13 protein-coding genes and 1 pseudogene are annotated in these 15,455 nt (G+C 64.5%); 8 read left to right on the top strand and 6 right to left on the bottom strand.

Translation table 11 applies throughout. The annotated features are described in order from the left end of the window. The 3 genes from ACUXH0_RS24020 (at position 1) to ACUXH0_RS24010 (ending at position 2,195) form a co-directional block, all read left to right on the top strand. Positions 1–1,680, top strand: a complete 1,680-nt coding sequence (locus tag ACUXH0_RS24020; RefSeq protein WP_024542553.1) for an FAD-dependent oxidoreductase — start codon at positions 1–3, stop codon at positions 1,678–1,680. A 17-nt stretch (positions 1,681–1,697) separates the two neighbouring features. Beyond that, positions 1,698–1,907 carry a DUF2783 domain-containing protein gene (locus tag ACUXH0_RS24015; protein ID WP_024542554.1) on the top strand — a complete coding sequence of 70 codons (210 nt, stop codon included), beginning with the start codon at positions 1,698–1,700 and terminating at the stop codon, positions 1,905–1,907. Between the two features lie 141 nt (positions 1,908–2,048). Beyond that, positions 2,049–2,195, top strand: a complete 147-nt coding sequence (locus ACUXH0_RS24010) for a hypothetical protein (protein WP_249262921.1) — start codon at positions 2,049–2,051, stop codon at positions 2,193–2,195. On the opposite strand, the gene ACUXH0_RS24005 is transcribed toward ACUXH0_RS24010, so the two are convergent. The 3 genes and pseudogenes from ACUXH0_RS24005 to ACUXH0_RS23995 all read right to left on the bottom strand — a co-directional run bounded on the left by ACUXH0_RS24005 (position 2,192) and on the right by ACUXH0_RS23995 (position 4,515). Continuing rightward, positions 2,192–3,244 carry an aldo/keto reductase gene (locus ACUXH0_RS24005; RefSeq protein ID WP_024542556.1) on the bottom strand — a complete coding sequence of 351 codons (1,053 nt, stop codon included), beginning with the start codon at positions 3,242–3,244 and terminating at the stop codon, positions 2,192–2,194. The two genes, ACUXH0_RS24010 and ACUXH0_RS24005, sit on opposite strands and share 4 nt — an antisense overlap. A 102-nt stretch (positions 3,245–3,346) precedes the next feature. Beyond that, a pseudogene (locus tag ACUXH0_RS24000) lies at positions 3,347–3,550 on the bottom strand (IclR family transcriptional regulator domain-containing protein); the annotation flags it as partial. Between the two features lie 47 nt (positions 3,551–3,597). Continuing rightward, on the bottom strand, positions 3,598–4,515 hold the full coding sequence (locus ACUXH0_RS23995; RefSeq protein ID WP_024542557.1) for a LysR family transcriptional regulator: 918 nt from the start codon (positions 4,513–4,515) through the stop codon (positions 3,598–3,600). A 133-nt stretch (positions 4,516–4,648) separates the two neighbouring features. On the opposite strand from ACUXH0_RS23995, the gene ACUXH0_RS23990 reads away from it, so the two are divergent. The 3 genes from ACUXH0_RS23990 (at position 4,649) to fahA (ending at position 9,046) form a co-directional block, all read left to right on the top strand. Beyond that, positions 4,649–6,058: an MFS transporter gene (locus ACUXH0_RS23990; RefSeq protein WP_182594703.1), complete on the top strand. Its 1,410-nt coding sequence runs from the start codon at positions 4,649–4,651 to the stop codon at positions 6,056–6,058. Positions 6,059–6,121: 63 nt separating this feature from the next. Beyond that, the gene (gene hmgA / locus ACUXH0_RS23985; protein WP_024542559.1) at positions 6,122–7,468 is read left to right on the top strand and encodes a homogentisate 1,2-dioxygenase; all 1,347 of its coding nucleotides are present in this window, start codon (positions 6,122–6,124) and stop codon (positions 7,466–7,468) included. 306 nt (positions 7,469–7,774) lie between these two features. Beyond that, positions 7,775–9,046 (top strand): fumarylacetoacetase, encoded by a 1,272-nt coding sequence (gene fahA / locus ACUXH0_RS23980; protein WP_182594704.1) that lies wholly within the window; start codon positions 7,775–7,777, stop codon positions 9,044–9,046. 42 nt (positions 9,047–9,088) lie between these two features. Here the strand turns inward: fahA and ACUXH0_RS23975 are convergent, their stop codons facing one another. Both ACUXH0_RS23975 and ACUXH0_RS23970 read right to left on the bottom strand, forming a co-directional pair. Next, positions 9,089–9,727 carry an FMN-binding negative transcriptional regulator gene (locus ACUXH0_RS23975; RefSeq protein WP_024541897.1) on the bottom strand — a complete coding sequence of 213 codons (639 nt, stop codon included), beginning with the start codon at positions 9,725–9,727 and terminating at the stop codon, positions 9,089–9,091. Positions 9,728–9,830: 103 nt separating this feature from the next. Beyond that, positions 9,831–10,988 carry an acyl-CoA dehydrogenase family protein gene (locus tag ACUXH0_RS23970; RefSeq protein ID WP_024541896.1) on the bottom strand — a complete coding sequence of 386 codons (1,158 nt, stop codon included), beginning with the start codon at positions 10,986–10,988 and terminating at the stop codon, positions 9,831–9,833. Between the two features lie 113 nt (positions 10,989–11,101). Between ACUXH0_RS23970 and ACUXH0_RS23965 the strand changes: the two genes are divergently transcribed. Next, the gene (locus ACUXH0_RS23965; protein ID WP_024541895.1) at positions 11,102–12,022 is read left to right on the top strand and encodes a LysR family transcriptional regulator; all 921 of its coding nucleotides are present in this window, start codon (positions 11,102–11,104) and stop codon (positions 12,020–12,022) included. Here the strand turns inward: ACUXH0_RS23965 and ACUXH0_RS23960 are convergent, their stop codons facing one another. Next, positions 12,023–12,940, bottom strand: a complete 918-nt coding sequence (locus tag ACUXH0_RS23960; RefSeq protein ID WP_004634874.1) for a LysR family transcriptional regulator — start codon at positions 12,938–12,940, stop codon at positions 12,023–12,025. Between the two features lie 124 nt (positions 12,941–13,064). Between ACUXH0_RS23960 and metE the strand changes: the two genes are divergently transcribed. Further along, positions 13,065–15,395 (top strand): 5-methyltetrahydropteroyltriglutamate--homocysteine S-methyltransferase, encoded by a 2,331-nt coding sequence (metE, locus tag ACUXH0_RS23955; RefSeq protein WP_024541894.1) that lies wholly within the window; start codon positions 13,065–13,067, stop codon positions 15,393–15,395. Positions 15,396–15,455: the final 60 nt, after the last annotated feature.

Genomic DNA, 15,455 nt, shown 5'->3' with positions numbered 1-15,455 from the left:
ATGAACCCCGACTTCCAGAACCGCGTCTTCGCGTATGCGCCGTGCGCCGAGCAGCAGCGCGGCGCCGCACCTGCGGCCCGCCCCGTCGTCATCGTCGGCGCGGGGCCGGTGGGGTTGGCCACGGCCATCGATCTGGCGCAGCAAGGTGTGGCCGTGGTCGTCGTCGACGATGATTGCACGCTGTCGACCGGCTCGCGCGCGATCTGCTTCTCCAAGCGGTCATTGGAGATTTTCGATCGGCTCGGCTGCGGCGACTGCATGGTCGACAAGGGCGTGAGCTGGAACGTCGGCAAGGTCTACCTGAAGAACGAACTGCTCTACAGCTTTGACCTGCTGCCCGAAACCGGCCACCGCCGGCCAGCGTTCATCAACCTGCAGCAGTATTACGTAGAAGGCTTTCTCGTTGAACGCGCGCAAGCCTTGCCGAACATCGAGCTGCGCTGGAAGAACAAGGTGACGGCCCTCATACAGGATGCCGATGGTGTAACGCTCAACATCGAGACGCCCGACGGCACGTACGAGCAGCGCGCGCAATACGTGGTCGCCGCCGACGGCTCGCGCAGCCCGGTCCGCAACATGATGGGCCTCGAAGCCCACGGCCAGACGTTCAAAGACCGCTTCCTGATCGCCGACGTGCGTATGGATGCGCCCTTCCCGAGCGAACGCTGGTTCTGGTTTGATCCGCCGTTCCACCCGAATCAATCGGTGCTGCTGCACCACCAGCCCGACAACGTCTGGCGCATCGATTTCCAGCTTGGCTGGGACGCCGACCCCGTCGCCGAGAAGCAACCCGAGCGCGTCATTCCACGCGTGCGCGCGCTGCTGGGGGAAAACGTCGATTTCGAGCTGGAATGGGTCAGCGTCTATACGTTTTCGTGCGAACGCATGGACCGCTTCCGCCACGGCCGCGTGCTCTTCATCGGTGATGCAGCGCATCGGGTGTCGCCGTTCGGCGCGCGCGGCGCCAACAGCGGCTTGCAGGATGCCGAGAACCTCGCGTGGAAGTTGCGCATGGTGCTTGCCGGCGATGCGCCCGACGCGCTGCTCGACACGTACGCGAGCGAGCGCGAGTTTGCCGCCGACGACAACATCCGCCACTCCACCCGCTCGACGGATTTCATCACGCCCAAGAGCGCGGTCAGTCGGATCTTTCGCGATGCCACACTGCGCTTGGCCAAGCACTATCCGTTTGCGCGGACGCTGGTCAACAGCGGTCGGCTCTCGATGCCAACGGTGCTTGAAGGTTCTCCGTTGCAGACAGCGGATGAAGCGCCTTTCGCCTGCACGCTCGTGCCCGGCGCTGTCGCACTTGATGCGCCGGTACGCCATGCCGATGGCCGCGCCGACTGGCTGCTCAGCCATCTGCGCGACAGCTTCACCGTGCTGCGCTTCTGCGGTGCGGGAGAACACGTCGATGCGCTGCCGTTGCCGACGCTAGCGATCTTTCCGGCCGGCGGCATGGGCACAGTCTCAGCCAACGTGACGGCGCTGGAAGACATCGACGGGCTGGTCGCGCAACGCTATGACGCGCGCCCCGGCACGACTTACCTGATCCGCCCCGATCAGCACGTCTGCGCACGCTGGCGCGCACTCGATCCTGCCAAGCTGGCCGCCGCGTTGCTTCGTGCCACCGGCCAGACCGCGCCTGCCGCGACCTCGCGCGCTACCGTGTCCGCCTGAGCTGAATACCGATCACCATGCCGCTGAACACACAAGCGAACCTGCCGCGTCCGGATGATTTCTACGAGGCGCTGATCGACGCGCACCGCAACCTTAGCGACGAGCACAGTGCGATGCTCAACGCGCAGCTCATCCTGCTGCTCGCGAACCATATCGGCGACACGGCGGTATTGCGTGAAGCGCTGGCGGCGGCGCGGCTGGCATTGCCGGCAGCAACTGCAACCTGAGCGCCATCCCGTTTCAACAATCCAACACTTACGCTTGATCGCACTTGCGACTGGGGTTGGCGCGATGTGCAGCGCGCTCCCCCAAAACGCTACCGTTCGTCCGGGCCCGGTGGCCCGCATGTCAACAAGACGGGAGCGGCCGTGCTGCTGCTCGCAGACAAGCTGGCGGACCACGACGCGGCAGCCGACGCGGCGGAGCGTGCGCAGCGGCGGCCGCACCATCATCGGGTGGAGCGCGACAACCCGCGCCGCGTGTTCAAAGGCGAACGATTTGAGCCGGCAGACTAACGCCCGGCCAGCCGCGTTCCGGCAAGCTGGCCCCGTCGGTATTCGCCTTGCCGCTCGAGCATCCAGCCCGGGTACTCGGCCGGGAGTTTGCTCAGTTCGTCGAGCTGCGCCAGTTCCTGCGCCGTCAGCTCGACCTTGGTAGCAGCGATGTTGTCGTCGAGCTGCTCAATCTTCTTGGCACCAACAATCACGGTGGTCACTGCCTGCTGATGCAGCAGCCACGCGAGCGCAATCTGCGCGACCGACACGCTGCGCGCATTGGCCATGACGCGCATGGCATCCACACACGTGTAGGCACGCGCGCGGTCCACCGGCGGGAAATCGAACTTGTTGCGGCGGCTGTCGTGCTCGCCGTGCTGCTCGCGCGTGTATTTTCCGCTGAGCAGCCCGCCAGCCAGCGGGCTCCATACCATCAGGCCCAGGCCTTCGCTCTTGAGCATCGGCACCAGCTCGCGCTCCAAGTCACGGCCGGCAACTGTGTAATACGCCTGCAGGCTTTCGAAGCGTGCGCAGCCCAGCCGCTCGGCAATTCCCAACGCCTTGACGATCTGCCACGCCGCCCAGTTCGATACACCCACATAGCGAACGTGGCCATGCTGGACCAGCGTGTCGAGCGCACGCACGGTTTCTTCGATCGGCGTGGCGGGATCGAAACCATGGATCTGATAAAGATCGATATGGTCGAGCTGCATGCGCTTCAGGCTCGCCTTGATGCCGTCCATGATGTGGAACCGCGAGGCGCCGCGCGCATTCACGCTGTCGCCGGTCTGCCCGAACACCTTGGTGGCGACGACCACGCTGTCGCGCGACACCTTCAGGTTCTTGAGCGCCTGCCCCGTCATCTGTTCAGCGACGCCGTTGGCGTATACATCGGCCGTGTCGATGAAGTTGATCCCGGCGTCGAGCGCGCGCCCGATCAGGCGCTCGGCATCGGCCTGCTGCAAATCGCCGATATGCTGCCAGATGCCGTCGTTGCCGCCGAAGGTCATCGTGCCCAGGCACAGCTCCGATACGAACAGGCCCGTCCGGCCCAGCTGGTTGTAACGCATGTGATCGACTCCAATACGGTGGAAATGGAATGCTGAGCGCACAGGCTCAGATGCGAGAGACAACGCAGAGGATAAGACGGACTGGCTGATCCTGCAGAGCGCTCAGTCGGATGCAGGGTGATGCCCACGCCGCGACGAGATAGCCGCCCCCGCCTGCTGCAGCAGCGCAACGTAGAGCGCCTTGGTATCGGCGCCGTAACGCATGGTCGGCAACGCGATCGACAGCCCCGCAATCACGCGGTCAAAGCGGCCGAATACCGGTACGGCAATACACAGCAACCCGTCTTCGTGCTTTTCGTTGTCTTGTCGGCTTGCACGAACAATTGCAGCGCACGGTCTCGGCCGGCTGACGCCTAGCCTTCCAGTTCGGCAAAGCGCTGCGCGACGAGGTTGCGCAGCCACTGGTTGCCGGCGTCCTGATGGAAACGCCGGTGCCAGAACACATTCGTCTGCAACGCCGGCAGCTTGAGCGGCGGCGCCACGAATTCCAGCCCGAACGGTGGCGCCGCACGCTCGGCCAGCTTGCGCGGCACCGTCACCACCAGGTCGGTCGTGCTGACGATGTACGGCACCGCCACGAAGTGCGGCACCGAAAAGCGCGCCGACTGCGTGATCCCCGCCTTGTCGAGCAGCGGCCCGATGGCGTTGTAGGGGCTGGCCGAACTTGCCACCACGAGGTGCGACGCTGCGCGAAAGCGCTCCAGCGTCAGCTTGCCCTCCGACAGCGCATGGCCGCGCCGGAACATCGTCACGTAATCCTGCTGAAACAGGCGGCGCTGGAAGAGGCTCTCGCCGGAAAGATCATCGAACGCGCCAATGGCAAGGTCGATGGCACCGGCCTCCATTTCGGCCTTCATGTCGAACCCGCCCGCACGCAGCGTGTCGAGCCGCACGCCTGGCGCCTGCTCGGCACATAACTGCGCCAGCACCGGCATGAAATACACCTCGCCGACGTCGCTCATGGCAATCGTGAAGGTGCGCGTGGAAGTGGCCGCATCAAAATGCGTGCGCTGGCCGAAGGCGCGTTGCAGCGTGTCAAGCGCCATCGCCACCGGTTCGGCCAATTGCTCGGCAAGTGCGGTCGGCATCATGCCGCGCGGGGTGCGAACAAAGAGTTCGTCGTCAAAGGTCTGGCGCAGGCGCGACAACGCGTTGCTTACCGCAGGCTGCGACAGGCCCAGCCGCTCGGCCACGACGGAGATGCGCTTTTCGCGCAGGATTTCCTGAAACAGCACCAGCAGGTTCAGGTCCACATCCCGCAGATTCAGCATGGCGACGCCTCAACATTCACAATATCAATAGCATGCATTCTCGCATTGATATTTCAAATTCTCATCCGATCCGGACAATACGCGCATACCAAGAATCCAGAACAGAGCGGCAACGCCGCCACCGGAGACCACCATGCGCCCTGCCCCCGCCGCTCATGAAGCGCCATCCACGCCCATCGACCTCGCCCGCCTGATCGACCAGGGCAAGGTTGGCGGCTTCCAGATCCTGTTGCTCGCCATCTGCGGGCTGTGCCTGATCATCGACGGCTTTGACGTGCAGGCCATGGGCTATGTGGCGCCCGCCATCATCAAGGACTGGAATATCACCAAGGCAAGCCTCGGGCCGGTATTTGGCGCGGGGTTGTTCGGCATGCTGGTCGGCTCGCTGGTGTTTGGCGTGCTGGGCGACCGCTTCGGGCGGCGGCCGGTGCTGATCGTCGCCACGTTCTTCTTTGCAGCGTGCATGCTGGCCACCACGCAGGTCGAAACGGTGAGCGCCCTGCTTATCCTGCGCTTTGTCACGGGCCTGGGGCGGGGCTGCATCATGCCCAACGCGATGGCGCTAGCCGGCGAGTTCAGCCCTGCACGCACGCGCGTGACCTGGATGATGCTGGTGTCGTGCGGCTTTACCGTGGGCGCGGCGCTTGGCGGCTTTGTGAGCGCAGCGCTGCTGTCGCGCTTTGGGTGGCATGCGGTCTTTCTGGTGGGCGGCCTGGTGCCTCTTGTCATTGGCGTGATGATGGTGCTGTGGCTGCCGGAATCCCTGCAATACCTGGTGCTCAAGGGTCATGGGCAAATGCGGCAGACGCGCCATCAGCGTCTGGCTCGCTGGCTGGGCAAGCTCGCGCCGCAACTGCAGGTGAACGCGCAGACGCAATTCGTGGTGCCCGAGGCGCCCGCGGGTGGCATGCCGGTCTCCGCGCTCTTCACGGAAGGCCGCGCCAAGGTCACGCTCGTGCTGTGGGTCATCAACTTCATGAACCTGATCGACCTGTACTTCCTGTCGAACTGGCTGCCGACGCTGATTCGCGATGCCGGATATCCGACGGATACCGCTGTGCTGGTCGCCACCGCGCTGCAGGTGGGCGGTGTGATCGGCACGCTCACGCTGGGCCGGTTGATCGATCGCCTCGGCTTTGTGCGGGTGCTGGCCGTGTGCTTCCTGATCGCCTGCGTCACCGTTGGGCTGATCGGCCATGTGGCGGCTGCGCTGCCCGTGCTGGTGGCGGTGGTGTTCGTGGCCGGCTTCTGCATCGTCGGCGGACAGCCTGCGGTGAATGCACTGGCCGCCACGTATTACCCCACCACGCTGCGCGCCACCGGCATCGGCTGGAGCCTTGGCGTGGGCCGCATCGGCTCCGTCATCGGCCCGGTGATCGGCGGGCAACTGATTGCCCTGCAGTGGAGCGGCCCGGCGTTGTTCTCGGCCGCGGCGGTGCCGGCGATGGTGTCGTTCGGCATGGTGCTGGTGCTTACGCTGGCCGCCAGTGGCGCGGACGCCGCACGCTTTGCCTCCGGCCGCACAACCGGCAAGCCCGCCTGATGGTCTGGTAACGACTACGCTTTCCCTGAAGACGCTCCTGATTTTTTCTCCAAGGACTTCACCATGAACATGCTCGCCCCGACGGCCAAGAACGCATTCACCCCCGCGTCGCTGGACCGGCCCGCTTACCAAAGCGGCTTCGGCAACGAGTTCGCCACCGAAGCACTGCCCGGCGCGCTGCCCCACGGCCAGAACTCGCCGCAGAAGGCGCCGTATGGCTTGTATGCGGAACAGATTTCCGGCACGGCATTCACCGCCCCGCGTGCGCACAACCGCCGCTCGTGGCTGTATCGCATTCGCCCGGGTGCGGTGCATCTGCCGTTCGAGGCCATGGCGCAAGGCCGCTTCCACAGCAACTTCAACGAGGTGCCGCCCTCGCCCAACCAGCTGCGTTGGGACCCGCTGCCCGCACCGGCGGCCGGCACCGATTTCATCGACGGCATCGTCACCTTCGCCGGCAACGGCGGGCCGGACGCGCAAACGGGCTGCGGCATCCACCTGTACGCCGCCAACGCGTCAATGACGGAGCGCTTCTTCTACAACGCCGACGGCGAGCTGCTGATCGTCCCGCAGCAAGGCCGCCTGCGCCTGCTGACGGAGATGGGCGTGGTCGATGTCGAACCGCTGGAGATTGTGGTCGTCCCGCGCGGCGTGCGCTTCCGCGTCGAGCTGCCGGACGGTGACGCACGCGGCTACATCTGCGAGAACTTCGGCGCGCTCTTCCGCTTGCCGGACCTGGGTGTGATCGGCTCGAACGGCCTGGCCAACCCGCGCGACTTCCTCACCCCGCACGCGTGGTACGAAGACCGCGAGGGCAACTTCGAACTCGTCGCAAAATTCCAAGGCAGCCTGTGGACCGCGAAGATCGGCCACTCGCCGCTGGACGTCGTTGCCTGGCACGGCAACCTCGCGCCGTACAAATACGACCTGCGCCTGTTCAACACCATCGGCTCGATCAGCTACGACCATCCGGACCCGTCGATCTTCCTGGTGCTGCAAAGCCCCTCCGACACGCCGGGCGTGGACACCATCGACTTCGTGATCTTCCCGCCGCGCTGGCTCGCCGCTGAAAACACATTCCGCCCGCCCTGGTTCCACCGCAACGTCGCAAGCGAATTCATGGGCCTGATCCAGGGCGTGTACGACGCCAAGGCCGAAGGCTTCGTGCCGGGCGGTGCCAGCCTGCACAACTGCATGAGCGGTCACGGCCCCGATGCCGACACGTTCGAGAAAGCCAGCAACGGCGACACCACCAAGCCGCATAAAGTCGACGCAACGATGGCCTTCATGTTCGAGACGCCAGCAGTCATTCGCCCGACGCGCTTCGCGGCGGAATCGGCGCAACTGCAAGCCAAGTACTTCGAATGCTGGCAAGGCCTGAAGAAGCATTTCGACCCGACCAAGCCCTAAGAACACCGCCTTGGCGCCAAGGCGAGCATCCAGAAGGTGTGGCCGTACCCTGCCCTAGATGGCGCCTTGAATTTCTGTTGCAGGGAGGAAAAAGGAAGGGAAACTGTCTGAGCGAAGCGAGTTTTTCCCTTCCCCTCCCTGCGACATAAATTCAAGGGGAAGTCGCCATCTCGGGCGCGCCGTTCTTTGCTGACTTTCTTTGGCAAGACAAAGAAAGTGAGTCGCCCCCGGCAGGGGGTGAAACACCAGATGCACCGGCAGCGTCAAGAAACGAAATAACCGCCCCAAATAAATCACCGCCCCATCATGACCACCCGACAACTAAGCTGGCTGGAATCCGCCAACACCCCCGACACCCACTTCCCCCTGGAAAACCTGCCCTTCGGCATCTTCTCCACCAAGGAAAACCCGTCGCCACGCGCAGGCGTGGCCCTGGGCGATCAGGTCATCGATCTCGGCGTGCTGGATGACGCCGGGCTGCTGCCCGCAGCAACACGCGGCACGTTCCGCACCGGCAAACTCAACACCTTCATCGCCCTCGGCAAGCCCATCAGGGCGGAAACGCGCAAGAAGCTGCAAGCGCTGTTCAGCGTGGCCGACACGCACGTACGCGACAACGCCACGCTGCACGCTCGCGCGCTGGTGCCGCAGGCACATGCCGTGATGCACCTGCCGATCGACATCCCCGGCTACACGGATTTCTATTCATCGAAAGAACACGCCACCAACGTCGGCCGCATGTTCCGAGATCCCGAGAACGCGCTGCTGCCCAACTGGCTGGAAATCCCGATCGGCTACAACGGCCGCGCAAGCTCCGTGGTGGTGAGCGGCACACCGCTGCATCGCCCGATGGGCCAGATCAAGCTGCCCGACCAGCCGCGCCCGATCTTCACGGCCTGCCGCAAGCTGGACTACGAGCTGGAGATGGCCTTTGTGGTCGGCAAGCCCAGTGCGCTGGGTGAGCCGGTTTCCGTGGACGCAGCGCCGGACCACATGTTCGGCGTCGTGCTGCTCAACGACTGGAGCGCGCGCGACATCCAGCAATGGGAATACGTGCCGCTCGGCCCGTTCAACTCGAAGGGCTTTGGTACATCGATCTCGCCGTGGATCGTGACGATGGAGGCGCTGGAGCCGTTCCGCGTGGCCAACCCGGCGCAGTCGCCCGAGCCGCTGGAGTACCTGCGCCAGAGCCGGCCGAACGCTTACGACATCGCCCTCGAAACCGCGCTGCGCCCACACGGCGGCGCGCGCACGACGATCGCTCGCACGAATTTCCGCGCGATGTACTGGACGATGGCGCAGCAGCTTGCGCACCACACCGTGTCCGGCTGCAACGTGCGCGTGGGTGACCTGATGGGCTCGGGCACCATTAGCGGAACGACGCCGGATTCTTACGGCAGCCTGCTGGAGCTGACCGTCAACGGCAAGCAGCCGCTGGACCTCGGCAATGGCACCACGCGCACCTTCCTGGAAGACGGCGACGAAGTCACCCTGACCGGCTGGTGCCAGGGCGATGGCTATCGCGTGGGCTTCGGGGAAGTGCGCGGCGAGATTCTGCCGGCACGCAGTGTGAAGTAAGGCAGTGCGGAGCGACGGATTAACAGTCCGTCGCTCCGCCTTTTATTCTGTCTTGGCAGCAGCGCAGGCCAGCATCGCGTGGCTGATCACACGCTCGCCGCTAGCCCTGAGCGCCTCACCGGCGCCAACGATATCTCGCGTCTCTTTGTTCTGACTCAGCTTGAGCTTGCCTTCGATGCGCGTGATCTCGATCTCGATGCCGACGATCATCTTGAGCAGCGCGTCGGTGTAGTCCGTTGGGGCGTCGGACATCTTCCACGGCGCAGGTTGTGATGCCTCATGCGTGCGCGTCAGGCGTGCCACCACGCCGCGCACAAAACGCTCGTCGTCACGCACGGTGATCCGGCCATGCGCATGCGCGACGCGGTAGTTCCATGTCGGCACCTGCCGGTGGGCTTCGTGCTTGCTCGGATACCACGTCGGTGAAATGTACGCATCGCCCGCGCGGAAGATGACGAGCACCTCATCGCCGTTCGCCACGTCTTTCCAGACCGGGTTGGCACGCGCCACATGGGCATGCAGCACGCCAAGCTTTCCCTCTTCCGGCAGCAGCAAGAACGGGATGTGGTTCGCATCCAACCCATGCTCGCCATGCGTGACAAGCGTCCCGAACGGATTCTGCGCGATCAGGTCGTGCAGCGCGTCAGGGCGCGATTCTTCAAAGTGGGCGGGAATGTACATGGCGACTCCGGCAGCAACCGTGCAATCTGACAGGAAGCACCTATTCTGAACCCGAACGTGGCTCCAACATAGAGCCAGATTCCGGCGGATTATTAGAGCCAGCCTAATCGCGCAGCAGGTTCTTGGCGATGATGAGCTGCTGGATCTGCGTGGTGCCTTCGTACAAACGCAACAGGCGCACATCGCGATAGAAGCGCTCGGCCTTGTATTCGGCGATGTAACCTGCGCCACCGTGAATCTGCACCGCGCGATCCGCCACGCGACCGACCATCTCGGTGCAGAACATCTTGGTGCACGAGGCCAGCATGCTGACTTCGTGATCCTGTTTGCCGACGGGCTTTGCGTCGTAGCGGCGCGCACAATCCCGCACCATCGACATGCCGGCGTACAGCTCTGCCTGGCTATCGGCGAGCATGGCCTGAATCAACTGAAAGTCTGCGATGGGCTGACCGAACTGTTTGCGCTCCTTGGCGTAGGCCACCGCGTCGGTGATGAGCCGATGCGCCATGCCGCAGGCCAGCGCCGAGATATGCAGACGGCCCCGATCCAGCACCTTCATCGCCGTCTTGAAACCCTGCCCCGCCACGCCGCCGATGATGTTGGCGGCGGGCACCCGCACGTTGTCGAGCATCACATCGCACGTCTTGGTGCCCCGCTGGCCCATCTTCTTGTCAGGCTTGCCCAACGTGATGCCCGGCGTGTCGGCCGGCACGATGAAGGCGGAGATGCCGCCCGCGCCTTCGCCGCCTGTGCGCGCCATCAGCGTGAATGCCCCGGCGCGCGGCGCGTTGGTGATGTAGCGCTTGCTGCCGTTGATGACGTAGTGATCGCCATCCAGCGTGGCGCGCGTCTGCAGCGACGCCGCATCCGACCCGGCATTCGGCTCCGTCAGCGCAAACGAGATGATCAGTTCGCCGCTGGCAATGCGTGGCAAGTAGTCAGCTTTCTGCGCATCGGTACCGTCCATCAGGATGCCCTGTGAGCCGATGCCGACGTTGGTGCCGAACACCGAGCGAAACGCCAGCGCCGTGTGCCCGAGGTCGTACGCCACCTCGCATTCCTGCACCATCGCCAGGCCAATGCCACCGTACTCTTCCGGAATCGACAGGCCGAAGAGGCCCATCTCTTTCATGTCGGCAACGATGTCGGCGGGCACGTCGTCCTCTTCCTCGAGGATGTTCTCCGCCGGCACGAGCCGTTCCTGGATGAAGCGCTGCACCGATTGCTGCAGCAAGCCGAAGGATTCGTCGTCGAGCGCCATGTCACCTGCTCCTATGGGATATGCCGGGGGATGTTACCGGGTTGGCACACTTTGACAATCCGCGCCGGCATCAACAGAATGTCGAATTCGATTCACCAATCTGACGGGCGGTCATGGATCTCAATGCGCTCAAGCTGTTCGTGGAAATTGTCGATGCGGGCAACCTGTCGGCGGCGGCGCGCCGGCTGCAAACCACACGTTCCAACGTGAGCCACCGCTTGAAGGCGTTCGAGCGCGCACTGGGCGTGCAACTGCTGCGCCGGACCACGCGCCGCGTGGAGCCTACGGAGGTCGGCGCCGGCATCTATGTACACGGCCGAAGCATCCTGCGCGAAATGGCGGCCGCCGACGCGCTGGTCTCGTCGCTCGGCAAATCGCTGCAAGGCAGCGTGCGGCTGTCGGTGCCGACGGGGCTGGGGCATCTGCTGGTGTCGCCGCTGCTGGTGGCCTTCAAGCGCGCGTATCCGGATATCCGCCTGGATGTGCGGTTCGACAACCGCGTGTCCGACCTGATTGGCGAGGATGTAGACGTGGCACTGCGCATTGTCTCGAAACCGCCGGAAACGCTGGTCGCCACGCTGCTTGATGAAGTGGACTGGGTGCTGTGCGCCGCGCCGGACTACCTGGCCGTGCATGGCGTGCCGAAAACGCTCGACGCGCTCGCAGCCCACACCATCGTCAGCGCGCCGGCCGTCGGACAACCGTTGCGGCTGTCGGCGCAACTGGGCGATGAGCGGACACTCGTGACGCTGGACCCGGGCGTCTCTTCCGACAACTACCTGTTCCTGCAAGCCGCCGTGCGTTCGGGCAATGGCCTCGGAATCCTGCCCTATTACGCCGCAGCCGATGATCTGCACGAGGGTCACGTCAAACGCGTGCTGCCCGGATATCGGTTCAGCGTGTTTGGCAGCCGCCTTTACATGCTGGCGATGCCGAGTCGATACCGGACGCTCGCGACGCGACACTTGCTGGACTTCCTCAAGGACGGGCTGCAAGGCAAGCTGCCGCGCCTGCCGCAGAAGGAACGCGCCTGATCACGCCTCCAGCGGCATCAGCCCAGGCAGCTGCGCAAAGCAAATCGACTTGGCCGTCTCGATAAAGTCCTGGGCAAAAGGTGCCTGCGCATAGTCGCGCGTCATGGCGGCGTAGAGATCGCTCCAAAGGCCCTCCTTGCCGACACGCTTGGCCACCACGTATTCGTAATCGACGTAATTCTTGATGCCCCAGCTCGGCAGCGCGGCCAGCCCGCGGCGGCTGGCAACGAGTTGCAGCACGGCAATGGTCAGCTCTGCCGTGCGGCGGTTGAATGCGATTCCGGCCGGTGTCAGCACCTGGCGGATCAGATCGATGCGCTCTTCGGGTACGGGGTAGGTGATGAGCGTCTGGTCCGTAAAGTCCTTCGCTTCCAGCCACTTCTTGTTGCGCAGCGCGTGGTCGACCGGCAGCACGGCGAGGATCTCGAAGCGGAACAGCGGCGCGAACACCACGCCCCGCCGCACCTTGGCGTCGGAGCCGATGATGACGTCGGCGCGGCCGTCCTTAAGCAGCGCGAGCGGATCCGTGTGGAAACCCGACACGAGGTCCATTTCGACTTCGGGCCAGCGCTGGCGGAAGGCGTCCATCACGGGCATCAGCCAGTCAAAGCAGGTATGGCATTCCAGCGCGATGCGCAGCGTGCCCGCCGCGCGGCCCTTGATGCGTTCAAGGTCGCGCTCGGCGGTCTGGATGTCGGCGACGACCTTTTGCGCGAGTTCCAGCATGCGCTCCCCGGCTTCGGTCAATTCCACCGTCTGCCCCTTGCGGCGCACGACGGCCAGCCCGTAATGCGACTCCAGTGCGCGCAGTTGATGCGACAGCGCCGATTGCGTCAGGTGCAGCCGCTCGGCGGCGCGCGACACGGAGCCGCCGTCGGCCAGGGCAATCAGCGTGCGTAGATGGCGGATTTCAAGCATGGTCCTGCGATATCCAATATATGAATCTCATTCAACATTATCGAAAATAATATCATTTGATTCATGACAACGGGTCGCAGATCATCGCTGGACTGAAAAACGAATCGCTTGTCCTGCGAAGACTATGACGACCATCCACACCCTCGGCTACCCGCGCATCGGCGCGCAACGCGAGCTGAAGTTCGCGCTCGAATCATTCTGGAAGGGCGCCTCGTCCGAAGACGACCTGCGCGCCACCGGTCGTGCCCTGCGCGAGCGCCACTGGACTGCCCAGCGCGAGGCCGGCCTCGACTTCGTGACCGTGGGCGATTTCGCCTGGTACGACCAGGTGTTGCAGACTGCCGCCCTGCTCGGCGCCATTCCCACGCGCTACGGCTTTGACGCCGCGCAGCTGACGCTGGCGCAATCGTTCGTCCTTGCGCGCGGCAATGCCGACCACGCCGCCATGGAAATGACGAAGTGGTTCGACACGAATTACCACTACCTCGTGCCTGAACTCACGCCGGACCTCCTCGATCGGCAATGGGGCCCCGGCACCGAATGGCTGTTCGACGAAGTGCGCGAGGCACAGGCCTCGGGGCACCGCGTGAAGGTGGCGCTCATCGGGCCGGTGACGTTCCTGCATCTGGCCAAGGCGCGCAACGGCTTGACCGACAAGCTCGCGCTGCTGCCGCAAGTGCTTCAGGCTTACGCGGCTGTGCTGCAACGCCTGGCCGCGCTGAATGTGGAATGGGTGCAGATCGACGAACCGGCGCTGGTGCTGGATCTGCCGCAAGCCTGGGTGGACGCATTCGGCCCCGCTTTCCAGGCGCTGGCCGCTGCCAACGGCCCGAAGCTGCTGCTGGCGACGTACTTCGAAGCCGCGTCCCACCACGCTGCACTGATCAAATCCCTGCCGGTCGATGGCGTGCACCTGGATCTCGTGCGTGCGCCGGAACAGCTTGGCGCCTTCGCGCCGTGGCCCGCAGACAAGGTGCTCTCCGCTGGCGTGGTCGACGGCCGCAACATCTGGCGCTCCGATCTCGCGCGCGTGCTGGAGCGCGTGGCGCCGCTGGCCGACGCCTTTGGCGATCGCCTGTGGGTGGCGCCGAGCTGCTCGCTGCTGCATGTGCCGGTTGACCTGTCCGCAGAGACAAAGCTCGACGACGAACTGAAGGGGTGGCTCGCCTTCGCGCGCCAGAAGCTGGACGAACTGGCGATCCTCAAGCTCGCGCTGGTCGAAGGTCCCGCTGCCGTGCAGCAGGCGCTCGATGACAACCGCGCCGCCATCGCCTCGCGTGCCGAATCGCGCCGCGTGCACAACGCGAGCGTCAAGAAGCGCGTGGCCGCGATCCGCGCAGAAGATGCCGAGCGCGCCGCGCCCTACGTTGCCCGGGCTGAAGCGCAGCAAGCCCGCCTGAACCTGCCGTTGCTGCCGACCACCACCATCGGTTCGTTCCCGCAAACAGCGGAAATTCGTCAGGCGCGCGCACAGCACAAGCGCGGCGAACTGCCCGCATTGGATTACCTGCAACGCATGCGCGCCGAGATTACGGACGTCGTGCGCCGTCAGGAAGCCCTCGGCCTCGACATGCTCGTGCACGGAGAAGCCGAGCGCAACGACATGGTCGAATACTTCGGCGAGTTGCTGTGGGGCTACGCCTTCACCGCCAACGGCTGGGTGCAGAGCTACGGCTCGCGCTGCGTAAAGCCGCCCGTGATCTACGGCGACGTGTACCGCCCGGAAGCGATGACGGTCGAGTGGTCCAAGTACGCACAAAGCCTGACCGCCAAGCCGATGAAGGGCATGCTGACCGGCCCCGTGACGATGTTGCAATGGTCGTTCGTGCGCGACGACCAGCCGCGCGAGCAGACCGCGCTGCAGATCGCCCTGGCCCTGCGTGACGAAGTGTGCGATCTGGAAGCCGCCGGCATTGCCGCCATCCAGATCGACGAGCCGGCTTTCCGCGAAGGCCTGCCGTTGCGCGCATCCGATGTGCCGGGCTACCTGGAGTGGGCGGCGCGTGCGTTCCGCGTGTCGGCCTCCGGCGTGCGTAACGACACGCAGATCCACACTCACATGTGCTATTCGGAGTTCAACGACATCCTGCCGGCCATCGCATCGATGGATGCCGACGTGATCACCATCGAGACCTCGCGTTCGAACATGGAACTGCTGGACGCGTTTGGGGAGTTTGCATACCCGAACGAGATTGGGCCGGGCGTGTACGACATCCATTCGCCGCGAGTGCCACGTGTGGAAGAGATGGAAGCGTTGCTCGACAAGGCCGCCCAGGTTCTGCCGGTGCAACGCCTGTGGGTCAACCCCGACTGCGGCCTGAAGACGCGCGGCTGGCCGGAAGTGGAAGCGGCACTGCAAGGCATGGTGGAAGCCACGCGCCGCTTGCGCGCCAAGCATGCCAATGCGCTGCATGCGGGAAGCAAGGCGACGCAGGACGAAGGTGCGACGGCTTAAAAGTCGATAGCACCAAAGAAAAACGCCAACCGGCTTGCGCTGGTTGGCGTTTTTTCTTGC

The organism is Ralstonia sp. 110700041-2 (assembly GCF_056280165.1).
Note: the sequence above shows the minus strand (reverse complement) of the source record. Positions and strands in the feature narration are given on the sequence as shown.